Raw genomic sequence first — 23560 nt, 5'->3', positions numbered from 1 at the left:
TGATATTATCGTAATGCATAAAAAAGGCCGATGTTAATACATCGGCCTTTTTGTTACCTGTCTCTTTTTATAACTAAAAAATCAATTCACTAAAATTAATGAGTCTACTTACAAAGGAAAGTGAATGACGTTTTCAGTTTTTGATAATCCAATCTCAAGTTCATGCAGTTGCCCATCAAGTATCACAGAAACCACATATAAATCATTTGAGTTCTTCGTTTGGTCATCCCAATACTTTGGTGCTTCAACCTGAAATAGTGCAGAAACATGCTCGCCTCTTACGTCGACAGGAATCGTTAATGTCATGCCATCAAACTTAATGCTGGCTGAAATTAAATTTGGCTTGTACATTTTAAAATGAACATCGACTTTAAGCTCACAACCATGGTGCCATATTTGCTCAACACTAATATGGTTTAGAGAAAGATGAGGGATTGGCTGGAAAAAGCAAACACCAAACACACCAATATCATCTTTAATATCGCTGTCTTTTACTGCACCAAAACGATAATGATATGCCTGATTTATTTCACAGACATTACTGACGTCATCATCATCTAATAACCAATCATCGTCATCTTCTTCTAAAAAGAGAACTTCGAAACGATTACCACCTAACTGTAAAAACTCTTTGATGTCTTTACGGTAACGAGTCATTTTTTCAGTACAATCAAATACGGCTACACCATTAATTCGCACCTCGGCATAGCGAGAGATCCCACTCATCACTAATTCAACCGCAGGATAATTCAGCAGCGTTTCATCCACCTCAAAAAAACGCATTAAATGCCATTCTTGACTATCTGCATCTTCAACAGAAAGAGCATCATGAGCAGAAGCAACGCCTTGTTGAATTGGAATGTCTTTAATGGACAATTTTGTGTCAGTTAACGGTGAAAGTTGCCATAACGCTTCTTTACCATTAAGTATAATTCTTGAGTTCATTACTATATTCATCCCTAAAAAAATGCCCTACACTTGTTATTACAAGCCTAGGGCACAGTCTCTCAATTGTCGCTATTCGACAATTTTTTATTCGTCGTCACCATCTTCGATAACATCATACTCAGCGTCTTCGCCTTCGTAGTATGTGCCCCAACCATCATAGATAATGTCGAATTTCTCAGCCAGTTGAACCAATTTTTCTACTTGAGCATCAATAACTTCAGCATCTAACGCTGAATCCATTACTGCATCACAGCAAAGGATCTTAGCACCATCTTCATCTTCAAGCTCTTCAGCTTCTAATACTTCAAAGCCCATTTTAAATGCTTCAACAACCGCATTTTCAAGCGCTTTAAAGTCTTCCGCCATTAAGTGGTGCTCGATAGCATACAGTGCGTCAGGCTCACTTCCGTCGGCTTTTAGCGATTCAATAATTTCACGCGTTTCCGCTTTTTGCAATTCAAGAAATTGCTCAACCGATAGATATTCATCTTCTTGAGACATAGTAAGACTCCACACTGTATAAAATAATAGAAATTAACTTGGGCATTATAGCCTGCTCAAACCAAATTCCCTAGCACTTCAATAATTAAAGAATATTTAGCTGCTATACGGTATTATTTCTCTTACTAGCTGTAGATATTAGAAAGGAATCTTATGAATAAGCTATTTGTTGGCTCTGAGATTGGTCAACTTCGCCGAGTTATTCTTCATCGTCCAGAAAGAGCATTGAGTCACCTAACCCCTACCAATTGCCGTAACTTACTTTTTGATGATGTACTTTCTGTTGAGAAAGCACTGCTTGAACACGATCAATTTGTAAAAACCCTCAGACAACAAGATGTAGAAGTCTTATTACTTCAAGATTTATTAGAAGAAACATTAGCAAACAAAGAAGCAAAGCAATGGTTGCTGAGACATCAAATATCTCACTATCGTTTCGGCCCTACTTTTGCTAATCAAATTCGGGTCTTTTTACTCGAAAAAGACAATAAAGAATTGGCTTCAATCTTATTAGGTGGTTTGGCATTTATCGAATTACCATTCAAAGCTCCATCGATGCTACAACAATTAAGTGACCCTTTTGACTTTGTCATTGACCCATTACCAAACCATTTATTTACTCGAGATACTTCATGCTGGATTTATGGTGGCGTTTCCATTAACCCTATGGCAAAAGCAGCAAGGAAGAGAGAATCAAATCATTTGCGAGCAATCTATAAGTGGCATCCTTTATTTTCAAATCATTCATTCCCCCGTTATTTTGAAGATGAAAATCGATACTATGATAATGCGACTATAGAAGGTGGGGATGTATTAGTTATCGGCAAAGGAAATGTCTTAGTCGGTATTTCAGAACGAACCACACCACAAGGCATTGAAAATTTAGCAAAGCAACTCTTTAGAACACATCAAGCAAAGCAAGTTATAGCCATTAAATTGCCAGAAGATCGCTCTTGTATGCATTTAGATACCGTCATGACTCATATGGATCATAATGTATTTTCTGTCTATCCAAGGGTCATTGACATGGCAATGTCCTGCTGGTCAATTACCGCTTGCGGCGAGCAACAACTGGCGATTAAAGAGATGCCAAACTTTCAGCACACTCTGATGTCCGCTTTAGAATTAGATTCACTTAATATTATTACAACGGGTGGTGATAGTTATGAAGCAGAGCGCGAACAATGGCATGATGCTAATAATGTATTAACCATTAAACCGGGTGTTGTCGTTGCTTATGAAAGAAATACTTATACCAATGAGAAATACGATAAAGCCGGCATAAAGGTACTACCAATTACCGGGGATGAATTAGGCAGAGGCCGTGGTGGTGCTCGCTGTATGAGTTGTCCTATTGAAAGAGATGGCATTTAATACCAATCGTAGTAAATAACTGGTCATCCTAGCTGGTTAAAATGCTCGATAACTACGTTGAAATTTTTGATTGTAGAATAACTACTTATCGAAAAATTTCGCCTTGTTCTCAAGCATTTTTCCTGCGCTATTTCTGATCACTTACTTACTGTGACTGGTATAGCCCTTTAAAATAAAAATTCACATTTAATGCATTTTTATGTTTAAATGTATTTTATCGGATTAAGACTATCAGCTAGGAGCACGGTATGGCTTTTAATATACGTAACAGAAATTTTTTAAAATTATTAGATTTTACCCCTAAAGAAATTATGCATTTACTTAAGTTATCTGCTGATTTAAAAAAAGCAAAATACGCAGGATATGAACAACCTCGCCTATCAGGTAAAAATATTGCACTTATTTTTGAAAAAGCCTCTACTCGTACACGCTGTGCCTTTGAAGTTGCTGCTTTTGACCAAGGAGCTAAAGTCACTTACCTTGGTCCATCAGGTTCTCAAATTGGTCAAAAGGAATCAATGAAAGACACTGCTCGCGTACTTGGCCGTATGTATGATGGCATTGAATACCGTGGCTTTGGTCAATCCATTGTAGAAGAACTCGGTAAGTATGCTGGCGTTCCAGTTTGGAATGGATTAACTGATGAGTTTCACCCAACACAAATTCTGGCAGACTTTCTTACAATGCAAGAATATGCAAATGGTAAACAGTTAAATCAAATTACTTTTGCCTACCTTGGTGATGCACGCAATAACATGGGCAACTCGCTGATGGTTGGCGCAGCAAAAATGGGCATGGAGATCTGTCTTATTGCACCAAAACAGTTTTGGCCAGAAGAAACATTAGTCGCTCAATGCCAAGAAATAGCAGCCCAAACTGGCGCCAAAATCATCCTAACGGAAGAAGTACAAACAGGCGTAAAAGGCTGTGACTTTTTATACACAGATGTTTGGGTTTCTATGGGTGAAGCACCAGAAGCATGGGATGAGCGTGTCGCATTAATGACGCCTTATCAAGTCAATATGGATGTAATTAAAGCAACCGAAAATCCAAACGTGAAATTCATGCACTGTTTACCCGCCTTTCATAATAATGAAACAACCATTGGAAAAGAAATCTCAGAAAAGTATGGTATGAATGGTTTAGAAGTTACTGACGAAGTTTTTGAATCTGACTACTCTATCGTATTTGATCAAGCAGAAAATCGCATGCACACAATTAAAGCGATTATGGTTGCAACCTTAGGTAATTAATCTAAGTACCCAATAAAGGAAATAGAAATAAGTTTGATGCAAACGCTTGCTTAGGATTTTGATACGAGTATAATCTCGCGCAATTTACTAGGAAATTATGATGTTATTGACTTATATTCATACAGCGGTCGACCCTATGCCTGCACTAACAAAGTGTGGTGGTCCCCTATTTTTTGATTTTCCTAATTACCGATATTTTTAAAGCCTCCTATTTTATAGGGGGCTTTTTTTTGATTTAAATATGACTGACACACTAAAGGGAAGAGAGACTATGGCTAACTCGCTATATCAAAAGCATATCATTTCTATTCCAGAACTATCTCGTGAAGAGCTAGAACTGATCGTAGAAACAGCAGGGAAAATCAAAAAAGAACCTCAACCTGATCTATTAAAGAATAAGGTTATTGCAAGCTGCTTTTTTGAAGCCTCAACTCGTACTCGCCTATCTTTTGAAACCGCAATTCAACGTTTAGGTGGTTCAGTCATTGGTTTTGATACTGCTGGTAATACGTCTCTTGCTCAAAAGGGCGAGACTCTAGCCGATTCAGTTCAAATCATAGCTTCTTATGCCGATGCTTATGTTATGCGTCACCCTAAAGAAGGTGCAGCACGCCTTGCTTCTGAATTCTCAAACGGCACTCCAGTAATTAATGCCGGAGATGGCGCAAACCAACACCCAACGCAAACCTTATTAGACTTGTATACTATTTACGAAACTCAAGGTCGTTTAGATAATATTAATATCGCCTTTGTTGGTGATTTAAAATACGGTCGTACCGTTCACTCTTTAACTCAAGCGTTAGCTAAATTTAATGGTGTTAAGTTCTTCTTTATCGCACCAGAAGTATTAGCAATGCCTGATTACATTTGTGAAGAGTTAGATGAATTAGGCATTGAATACCAGCTACTTAATAGTATGGAAGATGCAATTCCTGAATTAGATATTCTGTATATGACTCGTGTTCAAAAAGAGCGTTTTGATGAATCTGAATATGCGCATATTAAATCAGCTTATATTCTTTCTGCGCAAGATTTACAGCCAGCTCGTAACAACCTAAAAGTGCTTCACCCGCTTCCTCGTATCGATGAAATTGATACTGATGTTGATAAAACACCACACGCTTATTATTTCCAACAAGCAGAAAATGGCGTTTATGCACGACAAGCTCTATTAGCGCTTGTTCTTAATGAAACACTTTAGGAGAAACGATGATGCCTAATAAAACTCAATTACGTGTTGAAGCTATTAACAACGGAACAGTAATCGACCATATTCCTGCAAATATTGGTGTTAAAGTCTTAAAGCTATTTCAGATGGATAAAACAGTAGAACGCGTAACGATAGGCTTAAACTTACCTTCTTCTGCTTTGGGCTCTAAAGATTTATTGAAAATTGAAAACACCTTTGTGACGCCAGAGCAAGCAAGTAAATTAGCACTCTATGCACCACACGCAACGGTTAATCAAATTGAAAACTATGAAGTGGCGAAGAAGATCCCTCTTCAGCTACCAACACAAATTACAGGTGTGTTTGAGTGTCCAAACAGCAATTGTATTACTCATGGTGAGCCCGTTGATAGTAGCTTTAAAGTCATTACAAAAAACGAAGATGTTCACTTAAAGTGTAAGTATTGCGAGAAAGTATATTCACGTGAAGTAGTCACTGATTTAAATTAATCCTATTGTTAATACACAATTTTTAGCCTCAGATATTCTGGGGCTTTTTTATTGGTAAAGTTTGTTTTATATTGGGTTTATTGAACCTAATACCAATCTGGATAAGTAGTTGTTCAGAGAATTGCGTAGGAAAAATCGATTAGAGCAAGGCATATGTTTTATAACTAGTAGTTCTAATTATAAAATTTATAACGCAGCTATAATCAATTTTAACAAGCAAGAATGAACAAATATTTATGTTGATTGGTATAATATTCATCCATTCAAAAAGGAATCATTACAATGACTAAAGTTCTTCATACAGATAACGCACCAGCAGCAATTGGTCCATACATTCAAGGTGTTGATCTTGGTAACATGGTACTGACTTCTGGCCAAATCCCTGTCAATCCAGCAACTGGGGAAGTATCTGATGATATTGCAGAACAAGCTCGTCAATCTCTAGAAAACGTAAAAGCGGTTGTGGAATCTTCTGGCCTAACTGTTTCTGATATTGTAAAAATGACGGTATTTGTTAAAGACTTAAATGATTTTGGTACTGTAAATGAAGTGTATGGCAACTTCTTTGATGAACATAAAGTAGCAAACTACCCTGCACGTTCTTGTGTTGAAGTTGCTCGTCTTCCAAAAGATGTTGGCATTGAAATCGAAGCTATTGCCGTCCGCAAATAAGATCAAAAGCAATAAATAACGTAATTAAGGTAGGCTCTATAAGTTTCTGCCTTATTTTTTATTCAAATATTGTATTGTTTGAGAATAGACTGTTTCAAACCATACAGAGAAAATAGTAGGATTTTTTTCTAACTCTTTTGCAATATCACTCTCTCGCCACCATTGAATATCACTAACTTCTTCTGGATTAATCGTAAAGTTAACGTCAGGGGAGTTTGCTAATAAAATATAATCCAACTCATGCTCACTTAAACCATTCTCTAACTCTGCTTGATAAATAAACCAACCCAAATTTTCAAATGCATTTGCAGCGACATCAGTAATGCCAATTTCTTCTTCTAATCGACGCTCTCCAGCTGATTCAATCGACTCATGAAGTCTTGGATGTGAGCAACAGGTATTACTCCACTTGCCTTTGCTATGATATTTACACTCCGCACGTTTTTGTAAAAGAAATTCTCTTTCTTCTTTACCATTACGATAAAGCAAAACTGAGAAAGCCAAATGTAATAGGCCTTTTTCATGCGCTTCTAACTTTTCCATTGTACCAATAGCTTGACCCTGTTGGTTTACAAGGACGACTTCTTCTTTCATTATTATCTACACGTTTTAAGGATATACACATCAAAAACAAAAGGGTATACAGCAAGCTGCATACCCTTAAAATTATAATAAAAACTTAAACTTAGCTGCGCTCCGCAACCTCTTTGTTTAATTCTTCTAGCTTAGTTTTCATCTGTTCACGACACTCATTCGCTAGCTCACGAACGTTTGTTTTATCGTAACCATCAAGACTTACCGCCGGTAAAATTTCAACAATCACAACACCATTATTCCAACGGTTTAATTTTACGCCTTCAGTATTACTACATACAATTGGCGTTACAGGAACCTCAGCAGCTATTGCAGCATGAAACGCACCCGTTTTAAATGGCAATAATCCGCGGCCACGAGAGCGAGTTCCTTCAGGAAACATCCAAACAGACACATTACGTTTTTTAATGTTATCCGCTACTTGAGCAATAGTACCAACGGCTTTACTACGGTTATTACGGTCAATAAGAATATTACCCGTGATCCAATAAAGCTGACCAAATAATGGCATCCACGCTAAGCTTTTTTTGCCTACCGTTACCGTTCGAGGCTGAATAGCACCAGAAACCGTAAATAAATCCCAGTTATTTTGGTGGTTAGCAATATATAAACTTGGGCCTGCATTCTTAACACTCTCAGGAACGCGAACTTCAAGTTTAATACCAAACACTCGTGACATACGAGCAAACCATAGACCAAAAGTATAAACGTGTTTTGGATTACGTGGACTCAGTAAACAATAGCCACAGCCAAATACAAACGTAAAGACAGCAAAGATAGCCAGAGCAACTAGGCGTAACAATGCGATCATAAGTGTTTCTCCTACATACAAACAATAAAAAACCGGGTAATTATATACCCGGTTTCCGCTTAGCTTTTCAGCAAAATAATCAGTAAGATTATAAATCGCTACTACGAACTCTCTCGATATTCGCGCCTAATGCGGTTAACTTGTCTTCGATCTTATCATAACCACGGTCGATATGATAAATACGATCAACAATTGTTTCACCTTTCGCTATACAACCAGCAATCACAAGGCTTGCAGAGGCACGTAAATCTGTCGCCATCACTTGAGCACCACTTAAACCATCAGTATCGCCACAAATAGCGGTATTACCTTCGATTTCAGCATGAGCGCCCATGCGTTGCAGTTCAGGAATATGCATGAAACGGTTTTCAAAAATCGTTTCAGTAATAATGCCTGGGCCTTTTGCCATCATGTTTAGCAAAGTAAACTGTGCTTGCATGTCTGTTGGGAATGCAGGGTGTGGTGCTGTACGGATATTTACCGCTTTAAGCTCACGACCAGTCATATCCAGGCTAATCCAGTCTTCACCCGTTTCAACTTTTGCACCCGCTTCTTCAAGCTTAGCAAGCACTGCTTCAAGAAGGTGCGCTTTAGTGTTCTTACAAACAACTTTACCGCCTGATACAGCAGCAGCAACTAAGAAAGTACCCGTTTCAATACGGTCAGCAACCACTTCATGATAACCACCACCAAGACGCTCTACGCCTTCAATAGTAATAGTATCACTACCCATGCCAGATACTTTCGCACCAATGGCGTTTAGGAAGTTCGCAGTATCAACGATTTCAGGTTCACGCGCTGCGTTTTCTAAAATAGTTTTACCTTCAGCTAATGTTGCTGCACACATCACAGTGATTGTTGCACCAACACTTACTTTATCCATTACGATATGAGCGCCTTTCAGACGACCATCAACTTCCGCTTTAACGTAGCCTTCTTCAAGCTTAATCGTTGCACCAAGTTGCTCAAGTCCGTGAATATGAAGATCAACAGGACGAGCACCGATAGCACAACCACCAGGTAACGATACTTGGCCTTTACCAAAGCGAGCAACTAATGGACCAAGCGCCCAAATTGATGCACGCATTGTTTTAACAAGGTCATACGGCGCACAGAAATCATTAACGCCGCTAGCATCAATATGAACTGAACCATTACGAGAAACATTAGCACCTAGGCGTTGTAATAACTCCATAGTTGTATCTACATCACGTAATTTTGGAACGTTTGCAACTTCTACTGGTTCTTCAGCCAGCAGTGCTGCAAATAAAATTGGCAGTGCAGCATTTTTTGCACCAGAAATCGTAACTTCTCCAGAAAGTGGTTGTTCACTTCCTTGAATTCGAAACTTATACATTCAAAAGGGCCTCTTAGAATAAGCTATTTAATTTTTTATCACGTGCCCACTCTTCCGGAGTAAACGCTTTTATTGATAGAGCGTGAATGGTATTTGTTGAGATGTGTTCCATCAAAGGTCCATAGATGGTTTGTTGTTTCTTAACTCGGCTCATTCCATTGAACGATTCATCCACAGCAATAACTTCAAAATGGCTTCCTTCACCTTTAACGTGAATCTCTTGAAGTTGAAGTGCTGCGTCTAATAATTCTTTAATCTCGGCGCTATCCATTACTCTACCTTTTGCGTTATTAAGTGATCAGCAAACAATGATTCCACATTACTTAATTTAATTAAAGTAACGAGCTGATCAGGGACGAAAGCAAGCATTATATGACAGTTTTGTTTTTTTGCATGCTCTATTAGGTGTAAAAGTAACACAACACCTGCTGAGTCAATACGATTAACGTGAGTTAAGTCTACCTTTACTTGTGTAATATTAGGTTTCCATTGTGTCAATTTATTCCAAATATTAGGCACAGTCTCACGTTCAAGAGCCCCTTTGAAGTAAATTTCATCAGAGTTAGACTCACATAAATCCACATAACTCATTACTTGCTTCCCTCTAAACGAATAGGTTGAGCTGCTAATGAAGTCAATTCTTTGCTTACCGAATCAATACCATCTTTACGGATTTTTGCGCTCCACTCAGATTGTTTTGTTGATAATAGGCTCACACCTTCCGCAACCATATCGAACGCTTGCCATTCTGACGTCTTTTTATTCTTACGAAGCTTAAAGTCAACTTTTACCGTTGGTCGAGCGGAGTCAAGAATATCAACACGGACACTAATTATAGATTTCTTTTCAGGGATTGCTTTTGGTTTCTCTAAAATGATTTTTTGATCCGTGTATAACGTTAATACTTGAGCGTAAGATGATACTAAATATTCACGAAAAGCCGTCACAAATAGCTCTCTTTCTTCGGAACTTGTCTTTTTCAGGTGAGGACCTAGTAATTTATAAGCGGCATATTTAACATTAACGTACGGCATTAATTCTTCTTCAACGACCGTTTTTAATACATTAGGATCTTTTTGAATTGCAGGTTGTTCTGCTTTTAAACGAGCAAAAGTATCTTCTGACACTTGCGCCATCATTTCATAAGGTTTTGTTTTATCAATTTCTTGGGCGTGAGCTGCTCCTGAGAACAGAGTAATTACCGCTACAAACATACTCAACCATTGTTTCATTATTCTTCCTCACTTTTATCTGATGAGTCACCACCAATGCTATACAGTACTTGTCCTATCATATCCTCAAGAACTAAAGCCGATTTAGTATCTTCAATATAATCACCATTGCCTAACATATCGATATCTTCATCAATAAATCCAGGTACGATCCCGATGTATTGCTCGCCAATTAATCCTGACGTTAAAATTTGTGCCGCAGAAGTTTCAGGAAATTGACCAAACTGCTTATCGATTTCCATACTAACGACAGGCAAATAACTTTCTGTATCTAAAGTAATACCCTCAACTCTACCAACCACTACGCCGCCAATTTTAACTGGAGAGCGAGATTTCAAACTGCCGATATTATCAAACTGTGCATTTAGCGTGTAATACTCACCGCTACCGCCACTACGAACGTCCGCCACTTTAAGCAATAACATTAATAACGCTGCCATCCCGGCTAAAACAAAAAGACCAACAAAAAACTCTACTTTACGTGTCTGTTGCATAATTAATTCCCAAACATCAGTGCTGTCAGCACAAAATCAATACCTAATACCGCCAGTGACGAATGCACTACCGTTCGTGTTGTTGCCAATGAGATCCCCTCAGAGGTCGGTGTTGCATCGTAGCCATTAAATAACGCAATCCACGTCACGATAAAGGCGAACACCACACATTTAATAATGCTGTTTACTATGTCATAACGCACATCAACTGATGATTGCATTAATGACCAAAAACTACCGTAATCAATACCTTTCCATTCGACACCAACTATCTGCCCTCCCCAAATACCGATCGCCATAAAAATCATTGCTAATAGTGGCATTGAAATAACACCAGCCCACAAACGCGGAGCAATAATTCGACGCAAAGGATCAACGGCCATCATTTCCATACCAGAAAGTTGTTCTGTCGTTTTCATTAAACCAATTTCAGCCGTTAATGCAGATCCTGCACGCCCTGCAAATAGTAATGCTGTAACCACTGGGCCCAACTCTCGTAGTAAGGACAACGATACTAACTGGCCTAAACTGGTTTCTGCGCCATAATCCACAAGGATGACATAGCCTTGAAGGCTGATGACCATGCCAATAAATAAACCAGAAACCATTATGATGACCAAAGAACGAACCCCAACTGAATACAGTTGAGTTAGTAACAATGGAAACATTTTTACTGGTTGAGGTTTGGCAATAATTGCCCCAAGTAACATAAAAGTGGCTCGCCCGAACATTTCACAAACCGATAAGGCTCGCTTACCAAGTTGCTCAATTGACGAAATAAGTGAAAAATTACTCATGAGTAAACAATGCCTCATTTAATGGTTTCGCTGGAAAACGAAAAGGAACAGGTCCATCAGAACGACCATCCAAAAACTGACGCACTTGAGGATCAGGGTTATCTTCAAGTTCTTGCGGTGAACCTTGAGCAATGATCTGTCCATTAGCTAATAGATACACATGATCAGCAATACTCATAACTTCAGGAACATCATGAGATACTACAACTGAAGTAAGTCCTAAAGCATCATTTAAATTACGAATTAGATCAACCAAGACTCCCATTGTTATAGGATCTTGGCCAACAAAAGGTTCGTCATACATAATGAGATCTGGGTCCAATGCAATCGCTCGTGCCAATGCTGCTCGACGAGCCATACCACCAGACAATTCGCTTGGCATTAACTCGGCTGCACCACGTAATCCTACCGCCTCAAGCTTTAGCAATACTAATGTACGAATGAATTCCTCTGATAATTTTGTATGTTCGCGCAACGGGAAAGACACATTATCAAACACATTCATATCAGTAAAAAGAGCGCCAGATTGAAATAGCATGCCCATTTTTTTACGGGCTAAATACAATTCTTTTCGGCCTAGCTTAGGAATATTCCACTCTTCAAAATGAATATTTCCCGACTCTGGAGGAATTTGACCACCAATTAATCTTAGCAACGTGGTTTTACCAATACCTGACGGCCCCATAATCGCCGTTATCTTTCCTTTTGGTACTGATAAATTAATATCATCAAAAATAATTCTATCACCACGTTTAAAGGTTAAGTTTTCGACTTTTATTAAAGTTGTGCCTATATTCATATCATTACTTTTCATCAAAAGCCCTTCCTAGCAACATAGTGATAAGTATACGTTAACTTATCCATCAAACTTATTATTTTTAACATTCTTTCGAATATCCCCTTCCTGAGTCGCCTTTTTTCTTTCCTTTTCGTCAGAGAAGCGTCAAAATTGATGGTTAACTATAAAAACATCTTTTACAAAAGGAAATTAACACCATGACAGAGCTGCTCATGCCATCTCTACTTCTTATCGTTGGGCTCTCTCTACTTGTTTGGGGCGCAGATAAACTGGTATTTGGTTCTGCCGCGTTAGCGAGAAACTACGGAATTTCGCCATTAGTCATTGGTATGACTATCTTAGCCATGGGGTCTTCTGCACCTGAAATGATGGTATCAGCAGCTGCTGCACTTGATGGTAAAACAGATACCGCCGTAGGTAATGTAATTGGCTCAAACATCGCTAACATTGCGTTAATTTTAGGTATTACCGCGATAATCAAACCACTTGCTATCAGTTCTGGCATCATCCGTCGTGAATTACCACTGATGCTAATTGTAACCTTGTTAGCTGGCGGCATCATGTACAACAATTACCTTGGTTTTAATGAAGGTTTATTGTTAATTGCCCTTTTTGCAGCTTTCATTATTGCGATGCTCTACATTAGCAAAAGCGAACAAAAAAATGGTGACAACCTTCTTGAAGAGCAAGAATCTGAAATTCCAGAAGGTGTTGAAAATAAAAAAGCTCTATTTTGGGTCGTTGTTGGTTTAATCTTACTGCCTGTTGGCGCAAACATGCTAATCGACAACGCGGTTGTTATTGCTAAGTATTTTGGTATGAGTGATCTCGTTATTGGTTTGACGATTATTGCTTTAGGGACAAGCCTTCCAGAACTTGCAGCTTCAGTAGCTGGTGTTTTAAAAGGTGAAGACGATATGGCTGCGGGTAATATTATCGGTTCGAATGTATTCAACATTCTCGCGGTTATGGGGATCCCTGCACTTATTAACCCATCAGAAATAAGCCCAGACTTAATGGGACGAGACTTTTACGTAATGATGGGGGTCTCGATTTTATTATTGTTTATGGCACTAGGTAAGAGCCGTAGCATTAACAGAATTGAAGGTAGCATCTTAGTTACATGCTTCTTGGCTTATCAAGGTTACCTGTTTTACTCAATGTAACTCTATCGTTAAATAGCCACAAAAACACAAATAGGTCATCAATAAAACTTAGTATTAATTGATGACCTATCTATTTTTCACATTCCCTTCCTCATTAGAAACCACTCTACCTTGAACTACCTCTGGTATATGGCATAATAATTGTATACGCTACTCTTCTAGCTCTTACATCTGCTATAACCCAAATAAAAGGTGGTAACCCGATGGCAACTCAGTTTGATTTCTGCAAAGCAGGAAAAAATGTTCTTCAAATTGAAATTGATGCACTCACCCAACTGAATAACTACATTAATGATGATTTTACCAAAGCATGCCAATTAATGCTGGAATGTAAGCGTAAGGTCGTTGTAATGGGAATGGGGAAATCGGGACATATCGGTAATAAAATTGCGGCTACCTTAGCAAGTACTGGCACCCCTTCTTTCTTTGTTCACCCAGGTGAAGCAAGTCATGGTGACTTAGGCATGATTGAAAAAGGCGATGTAGTTATTGCCATTTCAAACTCAGGGGAAGCGGGAGAAATTTTAGCCTTACTGCCCGTAATTAAACGCCTTGGTATTACTCTTATTACCATGACGGGAAATCCTGAATCAAGTATGGCTAAAGTGGCTGATGTTAATCTGCAAATAACCGTACCTCAGGAAGCTTGCCCTCTAGGATTAGCACCGACATCAAGTACAACAGCAACCTTAGCAATGGGCGATGCTTTTGCTGTTGCTCTACTGCAAGCAAAAGGATTTACTGCTGACGACTTTGCTTTGTCTCACCCAGGTGGCGCATTAGGCCGTAAATTACTGCTATTATTATCTGATATCATGCATAAAGATGATGAGTTACCAATGGTAACCGAAGGCGCATTAATTAAAACGGCGCTGCTAGAGGTTTCTGAAAAAGGACTTGGCATGACAGCTATTGTTGATAGCGAGCAAAAAGTCATTGGTATTTTTACTGATGGTGATTTACGTCGCTTATTGGATAATCGCGTTGATATCCATACTCAAACTATTGGTGAAGTAATGACTCCTTCTCCAGCCGTTGCAAATCCAAATTTATTAGCGGTAGAAGGCCTAAATTTAATGCAAGATAAGAAAATTAATGGCTTACTACTGTGTGATGAAAATAACCGCTTAGTTGGTGCTCTTAATATGCACGACTTATTGAAAGCAGGTGTAATGTAATGACAGCTAAATTCATTCCAACGCTCTATGGCAATGTTGAAGAGTCTATATTCAACATTGCAAAAGACATAAAATTACTGATCTGTGATGTTGATGGCGTTTTTTCTGACGGTCTTGTTTATATGGGCAATAGCGGGGAAGAGCTAAAAACGTTCCATACTCGTGATGGTTACGGTGTAAAATCATTAATGTCTGCAGGTGTAGAGATCGCTATCATTACTGGCCGTAATTCTAAGATTGTAGAAAACCGCATGACAGCGCTTGGTATTAAACTGCTCTACCAAGGCCAAGACAATAAATTACAAGCATACCAAGATATTTTAACTAAACTCAATATAGCTCCAGAACACACAGGCTACATCGGTGACGATCTCATTGATTGGCCAGTAATGGATAAAGTGGCATTAAAAGTATGTGTCGCTGATGGACACCCACTGCTCGTTCAACGAGCAAACTATGTAACCACGATTAAAGGTGGGCATGGTGCTGTTCGAGAAGTCAGTGATTTGATCTTAGAAGCAAAAGGTGAGTTAGAACAGCATAAAGGTTTAAGTATATGACCTTAAAACATCTTTTCATGACAATATTATTAATGATCTCTACCTGGTCAGGGTACTACTTATATTATGAGTACACTCAGAACGATCAACAAATCGCTCCTGATCAGCAAGTTCCTGTTTTTACGGGTAGAAACACAACTAATAATAATTATGATGAAAATGGTGTTCGCAATTATCAAATTAACGCGAAAGCACTAGAGCGTTTTGCTAAAACAGGCGAAACTAATTTTACTACTCCTCACCTTTTTGTCTTCCAAGACGGAAAAATAAAGGAATGGGAAATAATTTCTGATATTGGCGTTTTAAACAAAAAACACGTCCTCTACTTAAGCGGTAACGTGATTGTCAAAAACTTACTGCCTGAAGCAGCATTTGAAACAATGACAACTGACAGCTTAACAATAGAGCTCTCTACTAAAGATTTTATGACAGAAGATGTCGTTAACCTTGTTGGCCCAACGTTTGAAACGACAGGCGTAGGAATGAAAGGTAATTTTACCAGTCAACAAGCGACCCTATTAAAGAATGTACAAGGTATCTATGAAGCTTTCACAAATTAGCCTACTTGCTGGTCTGCTATTTAGCTCCCCAAGCTGGGCACTAAGCAGCGATACAGAACAACCAATTCACATAAACTCAGACTCGCAAAATTTTGATATGCAAAGTAACCAAGTCACTTTTTTAGGTGACGTTACCTTAAAGCAAGGCAGTATCAAAATTTTTGCAGATAAATTGGTGGTAATTAGACCTCAAGGTCAAGAAGGCCGAGAGATCCTAGAAGCTTACGGAAAACCAGCGCGTTTTAGTCAATTGACTGATGATGGTAAAACGCTGAAGGGTAAAGCAAATAAATTACGTTATGAGTTAGAAAATGAATTTCTAAAAATGACGGATAGTGCTGAATTAACTCAAGATGACAGTATTATCCAAGGGAAAGTAATTACTTACAATATGCAAACCCAAAAACTAATTGCTGATGGTGGTAAAAACGAACGCGTTACAACCATCCTTCAGCCTAGCCAATTGAATAAAAAATAATTATGGCCATTTTAGAAGCAAAAAATCTCGCAAAGACATACGGTAGCCGTAAAGTGGTTTCCGATGTAAGCCTGACCGTTGAGTCTGGTAAAATTGTTGGTTTATTAGGACCAAATGGTGCTGGTAAAACAACCTCTTTCTACATGATCGTAGGGTTAGTTTCTCGTGATGAAGGCTCTATCACTATCGATGGCGTTGATATATCACTGCAACCAATGCACAACCGCTCAAAAATGGGGATTGGGTATTTACCACAAGAAGCCTCTATTTTTAGAAAATTATCTGTTTTTGATAACATCATGGCAGTGCTCCAAACTCGTAAAGATTTATCAAAACCAGAACGTTTAGATAAGCTTGAAGAGTTATTAGATGAATTTAATATCCAGCATATTCGTAACAGTAATGGTATGGCACTTTCTGGTGGTGAACGCCGTCGAGTAGAAATTGCGCGTGCACTGGCTGCAAACCCAAAATTCATTCTACTTGATGAACCTTTTGCTGGTGTCGATCCTATTTCTGTAATCGATATCAAAAAAATCATTCAACATTTAAGAGATCGCGGTTTAGGTGTGTTAATTACAGACCATAACGTTCGTGAAACCCTTGATGTATGTGAACACGCTTACATAGTAAGTCAGGGTCATATGATTGCAAACGGCACGCCAGATCACGTCTTGAATGATGAACACGTAAAACGCGTTTATCTTGGTGATCAATTTAAGTTGTAATATATAAAGGTATAGCTAAATAATGAAAGCATCTCTTCAGCTAAAAATGGGCCAACAGCTTGCAATGACTCCACAGTTGCAGCAAGCCATTCGATTACTACAGTTATCGACACTTGACCTGCAGCAAGAGATTCAAGAAGCTCTCGACTCTAATCCTCTTCTTGATGTTGAAGAAGAGCAATTGAGCACGCCTGAAAGTTTATTATCTCCAGAGCCGACACCTGAAAAAGAAACAGCAACAGCAGAACAAGAAACACCTGTAACTGACAGCAGTGATGTTATTGAGAGCAATAATATATCTGAAGAATTAGAAATGGATGCTAGCTGGGATGACGTTTACAGCGCTAACAGTGGCAGCACTGGATTAGCTATCGACGATGATACCCCGCTATATCAAGGTGAAACAACAGAAAGCCTTCAAGATTACCTAATGTGGCAAGCTGATTTAACGCCATTCAGTGATATTGATCGTACTATTGCTACTACAATTATTGAGTCTTTAGATGACTACGGCTACCTTACAATTGCTCTTGATGAGGTACTCGAGAGTGTTGGTAATGATGATGTAGAGATTGATGAAGTAGAAGCAGTACTAAAACGAATTCAGCAATTTGATCCATTAGGTGTCGCTTCACGCAATCTGGCTGAATGCCTGCTATTACAACTCGCGACCTATCCTCATGACACCCCTTGGCTTCCTGAAACAAAGCTTATTCTAACAGAACATATTAATTTATTAGGTAATCGAGACTACCGACAACTGGCAAAAGAGACTAAGCTTAAAGAACAAGATTTAAAGCAAATAATGATGCTGATCCATAAGCTTGATCCTCGCCCTGGTAACCGTGTAATTGATACAGATACAGAATACGTAATTCCGGATGTTTCAGTATTTAAACATAATGGGAAATGGGTAGTAACAATTAACCCAGACAGCGTCCCTCGATTAAAAGTTAATGCCGAGTATGCCGCATTAGGTAAAGGATTAGGCAATAGTCCTGATGGACAATTTATTCGAACTAATTTGCAAGAAGCGAAATGGTTAATTAAAAGTTTAGAGAGCAGAAACGAGACGCTGCTCAAAGTTGCACGTTGTATAGTTGAACATCAGCAAGATTTCTTCGAATATGGTGCTGAAGCGATGAAGCCAATGGTGCTTAATGACATCGCTTTGGATGTTGAAATGCACGAATCAACAATTTCTCGCGTAACAACACAAAAATTCATGCATACCCCTCGTGGTATTTTTGAATTAAAATATTTCTTCTCTAGTCATGTTAGTACGGATAACGGTGGTGAATGTTCATCAACTGCGATTCGGGCACTAGTGAAAAAATTGGTCGCAGCTGAAAATCAAGCCAAACCATTAAGTGATAGTAAAATAGCCACTTTACTAGCTGAACAAGGGATCCAAGTAGCACGACGAACCATTGCAAAATATCGTGAATCACTTGGGATTGCCCCATCAAATCAGCGTAAACGTTTACTCTAATTAACAGAAAGGAAGTGTTATGCAAATAAACATCGTAGGTCAAAACGTCGAACTTACAGATAGCCTTCGTGAATATGTAGAAACCAAATTCCAAAAATTAGACCGTTTTTTTGAACATATAAATCATGTGCATGTGGTATTAAAGTTAGAAAAAGTACTGCATGTGGCCGAAGCAACACTTCATGTAAATCAAGGTGACATACACGCCCATTCTGACGCAGAAGATATGTATGCCGCTATTGATAGTTTAGTGGATAAACTTGTTCGCCAACTCAATAAACATAAAGAAAAACTAAGTAGTCATTAACATGCAATTAAGCACCATTCTTTCATTGGATTGCACTAAAAGTGCAGTCCAATGTACAAGCAAAAAACGCGCATTAGAACTTATCAGTGAAATTGCAGCCCCTCATATAGACCAAAACCCTCAAGATCTTTTTGAAAGTTTATTAAACCGAGAAAAAATGGGAAGTACAGGTATTGGCAACGGTATCGCTATTCCTCACGGTCGAATTTTTAACTGTGATAACGCAGTCGCAGTATTACTTCAATGCCAAGAACCAATTGAGTTTGATGCGATAGACAATCGTCCTGTCGATATTCTTTTTGCCTTACTTGTGCCAGATGAACAATGTAAATTACACCTAAAAACATTGTCTAGTGTTGCTGAAAAACTCAATGATAAACACGTTTTACGTCAACTTCGCCACGCCGAAACTGATCAAGAACTGTATCAACTTTTCACTTCTTAAATCGATTCAAAGGTCATCATAATGAAACTCATGGTAGTTAGTGGAAACTCGGGCGCAGGTAAATCTGTTGCACTGCGAGTATTAGAAGATTTAGGCTATTATTGTGTTGATAATTTACCTGTTGACCTTCTTTCACAATTTGTTGAGTCAATTCAGCACAGCAGCCAAAATGTGGCTGTAAGTGTTGATATTAGAAACCTACCTAAAGATCCGTCATTACTGAAAAATACATTAGCTGAATTAAAACAATCTCATGATGTTACTGTCATATTTTTAGATGCCGAAGATAAAGAGCTAATAAAACGCTACAGTGAAACTCGCCGCTTACATCCATTATCCCTTATTGGAGAGCAATGCTCTTTAGAGCAAGCCGTTGAGTTAGAGAAAAACATTCTTAGTGATTTTAAAGAAGAAGCCGATCTTGTTCTCGATACCACAACAAAATCAATTCATGATCTAAGTGAAACCTTACGATCTAGAATTCTCGGTCGAGAATCAAAAGAATTAGTTATGGTATTTGAGTCTTTTGGATTTAAACACGGTTTACCCACTGATGCTGATTATGTATTTGATGTTCGTTTCTTACCTAATCCGCACTGGGAACCGGGACTAAGACCAATGACTGGTTTAGATAAACCAGTCGCAGACTACTTAGAAAAACATGATGATGTCATTCAATTAAAAGAACAAATCCAAGGTTTTCTAACCACTTGGCTACCCGCATTAGAAAAAAATAATCGCAGTTATTTAACCGTTGCTATCGGTTGCACTGGTGGGCAGCACCGATCTGTTTATATAACTCAACAACTAGGTCAGTATTTTAAAGAACAAGGGAAACAAGTCCAAATACGTCATAAAACACTAGAGAGACACTGATCTATGCCAATTTCATCTCGCCACCTCTTAATCAAGAATCGTCTTGGTTTACACGCAAGAGCCGCTATCAAGTTAGTTGAGATGGCACAAAGCTTTGATGCCGTAATAACATTGACGAATGATGAGAACAAACAAGCCACCGCCGATGGCGTTATGGGGTTACTTATGCTTGATTCTGCACAAGGACAATTTGTTGATGTTTCAGCCGATGGCCCTGACGCTGAACAAGCATTGAACGCCATTTGCGAACTTATTGAAGCTGGTTTTGACGAAGATGAATAAGTTATTATTTACAACATCAATAGTTTGACCCAATCCTCACAAAATTCACTTATCGTCCTCTCTAAATTACGTTACTATTCAGCCCATTATCTAATCTAGATTGTCTATACTCATAATTCGAGTTAGAACAGCGATTAAATGGGGGAGAGCATGCAAGAACCACAAGATTTCGATCAAACCCATCAAACTCTTCAAGAAGTATCTAATGCACTTGATAGTGGGATGTTTGTCCATGTACGACGTTTATTACAAGACATGGAACCCGAGGATATTGCCCATCTATTAGAAGCATCACCCAGAAAAAGCCGTAATGTATTATGGCAACTAACCGATCCTGAAGATTACGGTGAAATTCTTGACGAACTGTCCGAAGATGTAAAAGACGGTATTGTCTCTAGAATGGCTCCTGAGAGCATTGTAGAAGCAACAGAAGGTATGGAGACAGATGATGTCGCTTACGTTCTTCGTAGCTTACCTGACGATGTTTCTCGTGAAGTATTAAGCCAAATGGACACAGTAGACCGGTTTCGTGTAGAAACTGCGCTATCTTACCCAGAAGATACGGCTGGCGGTATGATGAATACCGACTTCATTACCATTCGAGCCGATGTTGAAATTGATGTAGTTCTACGTTATTTACGTATGAAAGGCGATCTTCCAGAATCAACAGATGCCCTTTATGTTCTTGACGAAGAGAGCCGCCTAATTGGCCACTTATCTTTAGCGACTCTTTTAACTACTCAACCAGACATTCTTGTTAATGAAGTCATGGATGATGCAGATGAAGCCATTCCAGTAAATACTGACGATGGTGAAGTCGCCAATCTATTTGAACGTCGAAACTGGGTTTCTGCACCTGTAGTTGATGAAAATCACTTACTGCTTGGTCGTATCACCATCGATGATGTGGTCGATGTTATTCGTGAAGATGCCGAACACTCAATGATGAGTATGGCTGGTATGGATGACGAAGAAGATACTTTTGCACCAGTCGTTAAATCAGCTCGACGTCGTAGTGTATGGCTAGGCATGAATGTATTAGCCGCTCTTGCTGCTGCATCGGTTTCTAATATGTTCGAAGCCACATTGGCGCAAATGGCATCGATTGCCGTACTAATGACGATTGTCCCTTCAATGGGTGGTGTTGCCGGTAACCAAACCGTTGCTCTAGTGATCCGTGGTCTAGCGGTTGGCCACATCGGTGACAGTAACCAGAAGGAGTTATTGCTCAAAGAAGCAGGAATAGGCTTGCTTAATGGTATTTTGTGGGCTTCTATCATTGGCGGTATCGTCATGGTGTGGAAGGGCGACATCATGCTTGGAGCTATCATTTCTGCAGCGATGCTCGTTAACTTAACCGTTGCCGGAATTGCAGGTGTTGCTATTCCTGTCCTTCTAAAGAAAATGAATATTGATCCTGCACTAGCGGGAGGAATGGCATTAACAACCATCACAGATATTATTGGTTTATCTGCTTTTCTTGGCCTAGCAACCATCCTTATGTAATTGTTTTTTAATACTAGAATCAAAAAAGCGCGCTCTCATTCAATGACAGTGCGCTTTTTTATCTTAGATTTAACTTAGTCTAACCGAAGGAAATATTATTGACCCGCAATCTTCATTGATTCAATCAAGATTGAACCCGTTTGAATTTGTGAGCGCGTTTCAACATCATTACCTACTGCGATAATATTTTGGTACATCTCAGCTAAATTACCTGCAATCGTAATCTCTGATACTGGGTATTGGATCTCACCATTTTCAACCCAAAAACCAGCGGCACCACGAGAATAATCACCAGTAACCGTATTTACGCCCTGCCCCATAAGCTCAGTAACTAAAAGCCCTGTACCCATGGTTTTTAGCATCTGCTCAAAACTTTGACCCGTTGATTTTACAAACCAGTTATGAATACCACCCGCATGACCTGTTGGTGTCATATTCAATTTACGAGCAGCGTAACTTGTTAATAAGTATGTAGCTAACACACCATCAGTAATAATTTCACTATCTTGCGTATATAGCCCTTCACTATCAAATGGGCTACTTGCTAAACCTTTTAATATATGTGGACGTTCGCTAACATTAAACCATTCAGGTAAAATCTTTTCGTTTAACTTATCAAGCATAAATGTTGATTTACGATAAAGGTTCGCACCACTGATGGCCATCACAAGATGTCCCATCAAGCCAGTTGCTACATCAGCAGCAAACATAACAGGTACTCTCATTGTATTTAGTTTCTGAGCATCTAAACGACTTACGGTTCGTTCAGCTGCATCTAAACCAACTTTCTTAGCATCCCACAAATCATCACGTTGACGAGCAACGGTATAACTATAGTCACGCTCCATATCCCCATTTTTGTCCACGCCAATGACACTACAGCTGATGCTGTGACGGCTTGATGGATAGCTCGCTAACATGCCGTGACTGTTACCATAAACTTTAATGCCATAATGACTGTCATAGCTTGCACCATCACTCTGTTTAATCGACGAGTGATACTCTAATGCCGCCTGTTCAGCTTCAATCGCTTTTTGTGCTGCATAGCCAGGCTCTGGCTCATCAGGATGAAACAAATCTAAATCAGGAATATTTTTCGCCATTAATTCTTTTGGCGCAGGTCCAGAAAATGGGTCTTCAGAAGTATAATTCGCGATATCTAAAGCCGCAGCAACGGTCTGCTGAATCGCCTTATCACTTAAATCAGATGTCGATGCACTGCCTTTTCGGTGGCCTCGATAAACAGTAATGCCTAACGCGCCATCACGATTAAATTCAACGTTTTCAACCTCTCCCATTAAAGTAGAGACACTGATACCAGTTGTTTTTGTGATTGCGACTTCTGCAGCACTCGCGTGTTGTGTAGCCATTTCTAACGCCTTGGCTACTGCAGCTTCAAGTTCTATTTTTTGATTCATCATTTGGGCTTTTGCATCCATAACATCTGACTGAATATATACATTTTTACTAGAA

Annotated in this window: 29 protein-coding genes; 17 read left to right on the top strand and 12 right to left on the bottom strand. The window is 39.0% G+C overall.

Going from position 1 to position 23560, the window contains the following annotated elements; all coding sequences use genetic code 11:
- Window positions 1–108: 108 nt before the first annotated feature.
- Together BTO22_RS01350 and rraB are read right to left on the bottom strand one after the other, a co-directional pair.
- Window positions 109–945, bottom strand: a complete 837-nt coding sequence (locus tag BTO22_RS01350) for a glycosyl hydrolase 2 galactose-binding domain-containing protein (RefSeq protein WP_181044535.1) — start codon at window positions 943–945, stop codon at window positions 109–111.
- An 87-nt stretch (window positions 946–1032) separates the two neighbouring features.
- A complete protein-coding gene (gene rraB / locus BTO22_RS01345) occupies window positions 1033–1449 on the bottom strand; it encodes a ribonuclease E inhibitor RraB (protein ID WP_060992512.1) in 417 nt (138 codons plus the stop codon).
- 153 nt (window positions 1450–1602) lie between these two features.
- On the opposite strand from rraB, the gene arcA reads away from it, so the two are divergent.
- From arcA to BTO22_RS01315, 5 genes are all read left to right on the top strand, one after another.
- Window positions 1603–2823, top strand: a complete 1221-nt coding sequence (gene arcA, locus BTO22_RS01340; RefSeq protein WP_105053976.1) for an arginine deiminase — start codon at window positions 1603–1605, stop codon at window positions 2821–2823.
- A gap of 248 nt (window positions 2824–3071) precedes the next feature.
- Entirely contained in the window at window positions 3072–4076 is a 1005-nt protein-coding gene (gene argF / locus BTO22_RS01335) for an ornithine carbamoyltransferase (RefSeq protein WP_105053975.1), read from the top strand.
- Window positions 4077–4347: 271 nt separating this feature from the next.
- Complete coding sequence (gene pyrB / locus BTO22_RS01325) at window positions 4348–5277, top strand: aspartate carbamoyltransferase (RefSeq protein ID WP_105053973.1); 930 nt, start codon at window positions 4348–4350, stop codon at window positions 5275–5277.
- Window positions 5278–5288: 11 nt separating this feature from the next.
- The gene (pyrI, locus tag BTO22_RS01320) at window positions 5289–5753 is read left to right on the top strand and encodes an aspartate carbamoyltransferase regulatory subunit (protein ID WP_105055531.1); all 465 of its coding nucleotides are present in this window, start codon (window positions 5289–5291) and stop codon (window positions 5751–5753) included.
- Between the two features lie 282 nt (window positions 5754–6035).
- Entirely contained in the window at window positions 6036–6425 is a 390-nt protein-coding gene (locus tag BTO22_RS01315; protein ID WP_060992517.1) for a RidA family protein, read from the top strand.
- Window positions 6426–6476: 51 nt separating this feature from the next.
- On the opposite strand, the gene idi is transcribed toward BTO22_RS01315, so the two are convergent.
- From idi to mlaF, 9 genes are all read right to left on the bottom strand, one after another.
- Window positions 6477–7019, bottom strand: a complete 543-nt coding sequence (gene idi / locus BTO22_RS01310; protein ID WP_081091586.1) for an isopentenyl-diphosphate Delta-isomerase — start codon at window positions 7017–7019, stop codon at window positions 6477–6479.
- Window positions 7020–7110: 91 nt separating this feature from the next.
- A complete protein-coding gene (locus BTO22_RS01305) occupies window positions 7111–7830 on the bottom strand; it encodes a 1-acylglycerol-3-phosphate O-acyltransferase (protein WP_105053972.1) in 720 nt (239 codons plus the stop codon).
- 88 nt (window positions 7831–7918) lie between these two features.
- The gene (gene murA, locus BTO22_RS01300) at window positions 7919–9187 is read right to left on the bottom strand and encodes a UDP-N-acetylglucosamine 1-carboxyvinyltransferase (protein ID WP_105053971.1); all 1269 of its coding nucleotides are present in this window, start codon (window positions 9185–9187) and stop codon (window positions 7919–7921) included.
- 13 nt (window positions 9188–9200) lie between these two features.
- Window positions 9201–9458: a BolA family iron metabolism protein IbaG gene (gene ibaG / locus BTO22_RS01295; protein WP_060992521.1), complete on the bottom strand. Its 258-nt coding sequence runs from the start codon at window positions 9456–9458 to the stop codon at window positions 9201–9203.
- The gene (locus BTO22_RS01290; protein WP_105053970.1) at window positions 9458–9778 is read right to left on the bottom strand and encodes an STAS domain-containing protein; all 321 of its coding nucleotides are present in this window, start codon (window positions 9776–9778) and stop codon (window positions 9458–9460) included. Before BTO22_RS01290 ends, ibaG begins: the two co-directional genes overlap by 1 nt.
- Window positions 9778–10419, bottom strand: coding sequence for a phospholipid-binding protein MlaC (gene mlaC, locus BTO22_RS01285; RefSeq protein WP_105053969.1), 642 nt, complete (start codon window positions 10417–10419; stop codon window positions 9778–9780). Before mlaC ends, BTO22_RS01290 begins: the two co-directional genes overlap by 1 nt.
- Window positions 10419–10913 (bottom strand): outer membrane lipid asymmetry maintenance protein MlaD, encoded by a 495-nt coding sequence (gene mlaD / locus BTO22_RS01280; protein ID WP_060992524.1) that lies wholly within the window; start codon window positions 10911–10913, stop codon window positions 10419–10421. The genes mlaC and mlaD overlap by 1 nt, the downstream gene beginning before the upstream one ends.
- Window positions 10914–10915: 2 nt before the next feature.
- Entirely contained in the window at window positions 10916–11710 is a 795-nt protein-coding gene (gene mlaE / locus BTO22_RS01275) for a lipid asymmetry maintenance ABC transporter permease subunit MlaE (protein ID WP_061004651.1), read from the bottom strand.
- Window positions 11703–12509 (bottom strand): phospholipid ABC transporter ATP-binding protein MlaF, encoded by an 807-nt coding sequence (gene mlaF / locus BTO22_RS01270; protein WP_060992747.1) that lies wholly within the window; start codon window positions 12507–12509, stop codon window positions 11703–11705. Before mlaF ends, mlaE begins: the two co-directional genes overlap by 8 nt.
- 197 nt (window positions 12510–12706) lie before the next feature.
- On the opposite strand from mlaF, the gene BTO22_RS01265 reads away from it, so the two are divergent.
- From BTO22_RS01265 to mgtE, 12 genes are all read left to right on the top strand, one after another.
- Entirely contained in the window at window positions 12707–13675 is a 969-nt protein-coding gene (locus BTO22_RS01265; protein ID WP_060992526.1) for a calcium/sodium antiporter, read from the top strand.
- Window positions 13676–13878: 203 nt separating this feature from the next.
- Entirely contained in the window at window positions 13879–14853 is a 975-nt protein-coding gene (kdsD, locus tag BTO22_RS01260) for an arabinose-5-phosphate isomerase KdsD (protein ID WP_105053967.1), read from the top strand.
- Complete coding sequence (gene kdsC / locus BTO22_RS01255; RefSeq protein ID WP_105053966.1) at window positions 14853–15413, top strand: 3-deoxy-manno-octulosonate-8-phosphatase KdsC; 561 nt, start codon at window positions 14853–14855, stop codon at window positions 15411–15413. Before kdsD ends, kdsC begins: the two co-directional genes overlap by 1 nt.
- Window positions 15410–15973, top strand: a complete 564-nt coding sequence (lptC, locus tag BTO22_RS01250) for an LPS export ABC transporter periplasmic protein LptC (protein WP_105053965.1) — start codon at window positions 15410–15412, stop codon at window positions 15971–15973. Before kdsC ends, lptC begins: the two co-directional genes overlap by 4 nt.
- Window positions 15954–16451, top strand: a complete 498-nt coding sequence (gene lptA, locus BTO22_RS01245) for a lipopolysaccharide transport periplasmic protein LptA (protein ID WP_105053964.1) — start codon at window positions 15954–15956, stop codon at window positions 16449–16451. Before lptC ends, lptA begins: the two co-directional genes overlap by 20 nt.
- Before the next feature lie 2 nt (window positions 16452–16453).
- Entirely contained in the window at window positions 16454–17179 is a 726-nt protein-coding gene (gene lptB / locus BTO22_RS01240) for an LPS export ABC transporter ATP-binding protein (protein WP_060992531.1), read from the top strand.
- A 22-nt stretch (window positions 17180–17201) separates the two neighbouring features.
- On the top strand, window positions 17202–18671 hold the full coding sequence (locus BTO22_RS01235; protein WP_105053963.1) for an RNA polymerase factor sigma-54: 1470 nt from the start codon (window positions 17202–17204) through the stop codon (window positions 18669–18671).
- Between the two features lie 19 nt (window positions 18672–18690).
- Window positions 18691–18978 (top strand): ribosome hibernation promoting factor, encoded by a 288-nt coding sequence (hpf, locus tag BTO22_RS01230; RefSeq protein WP_105053962.1) that lies wholly within the window; start codon window positions 18691–18693, stop codon window positions 18976–18978.
- Between the two features lies 1 nt (window position 18979).
- Complete coding sequence (gene ptsN, locus BTO22_RS01225; protein ID WP_060992534.1) at window positions 18980–19423, top strand: PTS IIA-like nitrogen regulatory protein PtsN; 444 nt, start codon at window positions 18980–18982, stop codon at window positions 19421–19423.
- A 21-nt stretch (window positions 19424–19444) separates the two neighbouring features.
- A complete protein-coding gene (rapZ, locus tag BTO22_RS01220) occupies window positions 19445–20299 on the top strand; it encodes an RNase adapter RapZ (protein WP_105053961.1) in 855 nt (284 codons plus the stop codon).
- A 3-nt stretch (window positions 20300–20302) separates the two neighbouring features.
- On the top strand, window positions 20303–20581 hold the full coding sequence (locus tag BTO22_RS01215; protein ID WP_105053960.1) for an HPr family phosphocarrier protein: 279 nt from the start codon (window positions 20303–20305) through the stop codon (window positions 20579–20581).
- 150 nt (window positions 20582–20731) lie between these two features.
- Window positions 20732–22087: a magnesium transporter gene (mgtE, locus tag BTO22_RS01210; RefSeq protein ID WP_105053959.1), complete on the top strand. Its 1356-nt coding sequence runs from the start codon at window positions 20732–20734 to the stop codon at window positions 22085–22087.
- Between the two features lie 95 nt (window positions 22088–22182).
- Here the strand turns inward: mgtE and pmbA are convergent, their stop codons facing one another.
- Entirely contained in the window at window positions 22183–23526 is a 1344-nt protein-coding gene (gene pmbA / locus BTO22_RS01205; RefSeq protein WP_105055530.1) for a metalloprotease PmbA, read from the bottom strand.
- Between the last annotated feature and the right edge of the window lie 34 nt (window positions 23527–23560).

The organism is Aliivibrio sifiae (assembly GCF_002954705.1).
Lineage (GTDB): Bacteria > Pseudomonadota > Gammaproteobacteria > Enterobacterales > Vibrionaceae > Aliivibrio > Aliivibrio sifiae_A.
Note: the sequence above shows the minus strand (reverse complement) of the source record. Positions and strands in the feature narration are given on the sequence as shown.

Bases quoted from the DNA above. Each gene is read 5' to 3' on its own strand.
- idi (WP_081091586.1), bottom strand. From the start codon at position 7,019: ATGAAAGAAGAAGTCGTCCTTGTAAACCAACAGGGTCAAGCTATTGGT.
- ibaG (WP_060992521.1), bottom strand. From the start codon at position 9,458: ATGGATAGCGCCGAGATTAAAGAATTATTAGACGCAGCACTTCAACTT.
- hpf (WP_105053962.1), top strand. From the start codon at position 18,691: ATGCAAATAAACATCGTAGGTCAAAACGTCGAACTTACAGATAGCCTT.
- pyrI (WP_105055531.1), top strand. From the start codon at position 5,289: ATGCCTAATAAAACTCAATTACGTGTTGAAGCTATTAACAACGGAACA.
- BTO22_RS01315 (WP_060992517.1), top strand. From the start codon at position 6,036: ATGACTAAAGTTCTTCATACAGATAACGCACCAGCAGCAATTGGTCCA.
- mlaF (WP_060992747.1), bottom strand. From the start codon at position 12,509: ATGAATATAGGCACAACTTTAATAAAAGTCGAAAACTTAACCTTTAAA.
- mlaE (WP_061004651.1), bottom strand. From the start codon at position 11,710: ATGAGTAATTTTTCACTTATTTCGTCAATTGAGCAACTTGGTAAGCGA.
- mlaC (WP_105053969.1), bottom strand. From the start codon at position 10,419: ATGAAACAATGGTTGAGTATGTTTGTAGCGGTAATTACTCTGTTCTCA.
- pyrB (WP_105053973.1), top strand. From the start codon at position 4,348: ATGGCTAACTCGCTATATCAAAAGCATATCATTTCTATTCCAGAACTA.
- BTO22_RS01290 (WP_105053970.1), bottom strand. From the start codon at position 9,778: ATGAGTTATGTGGATTTATGTGAGTCTAACTCTGATGAAATTTACTTC.
- BTO22_RS01350 (WP_181044535.1), bottom strand. From the start codon at position 945: ATGAACTCAAGAATTATACTTAATGGTAAAGAAGCGTTATGGCAACTT.
- rapZ (WP_105053961.1), top strand. From the start codon at position 19,445: ATGAAACTCATGGTAGTTAGTGGAAACTCGGGCGCAGGTAAATCTGTT.
- lptB (WP_060992531.1), top strand. From the start codon at position 16,454: ATGGCCATTTTAGAAGCAAAAAATCTCGCAAAGACATACGGTAGCCGT.
- mlaD (WP_060992524.1), bottom strand. From the start codon at position 10,913: ATGCAACAGACACGTAAAGTAGAGTTTTTTGTTGGTCTTTTTGTTTTA.
- BTO22_RS01235 (WP_105053963.1), top strand. From the start codon at position 17,202: ATGAAAGCATCTCTTCAGCTAAAAATGGGCCAACAGCTTGCAATGACT.
- arcA (WP_105053976.1), top strand. From the start codon at position 1,603: ATGAATAAGCTATTTGTTGGCTCTGAGATTGGTCAACTTCGCCGAGTT.
- murA (WP_105053971.1), bottom strand. From the start codon at position 9,187: ATGTATAAGTTTCGAATTCAAGGAAGTGAACAACCACTTTCTGGAGAA.
- kdsD (WP_105053967.1), top strand. From the start codon at position 13,879: ATGGCAACTCAGTTTGATTTCTGCAAAGCAGGAAAAAATGTTCTTCAA.
- lptA (WP_105053964.1), top strand. From the start codon at position 15,954: ATGAAGCTTTCACAAATTAGCCTACTTGCTGGTCTGCTATTTAGCTCC.
- ptsN (WP_060992534.1), top strand. From the start codon at position 18,980: ATGCAATTAAGCACCATTCTTTCATTGGATTGCACTAAAAGTGCAGTC.
- BTO22_RS01215 (WP_105053960.1), top strand. From the start codon at position 20,303: ATGCCAATTTCATCTCGCCACCTCTTAATCAAGAATCGTCTTGGTTTA.
- pmbA (WP_105055530.1), bottom strand. From the start codon at position 23,526: ATGGATGCAAAAGCCCAAATGATGAATCAAAAAATAGAACTTGAAGCT.
- rraB (WP_060992512.1), bottom strand. From the start codon at position 1,449: ATGTCTCAAGAAGATGAATATCTATCGGTTGAGCAATTTCTTGAATTG.
- kdsC (WP_105053966.1), top strand. From the start codon at position 14,853: ATGACAGCTAAATTCATTCCAACGCTCTATGGCAATGTTGAAGAGTCT.
- lptC (WP_105053965.1), top strand. From the start codon at position 15,410: ATGACCTTAAAACATCTTTTCATGACAATATTATTAATGATCTCTACC.
- argF (WP_105053975.1), top strand. From the start codon at position 3,072: ATGGCTTTTAATATACGTAACAGAAATTTTTTAAAATTATTAGATTTT.
- mgtE (WP_105053959.1), top strand. From the start codon at position 20,732: ATGCAAGAACCACAAGATTTCGATCAAACCCATCAAACTCTTCAAGAA.
- BTO22_RS01265 (WP_060992526.1), top strand. From the start codon at position 12,707: ATGACAGAGCTGCTCATGCCATCTCTACTTCTTATCGTTGGGCTCTCT.
- BTO22_RS01305 (WP_105053972.1), bottom strand. From the start codon at position 7,830: ATGATCGCATTGTTACGCCTAGTTGCTCTGGCTATCTTTGCTGTCTTT.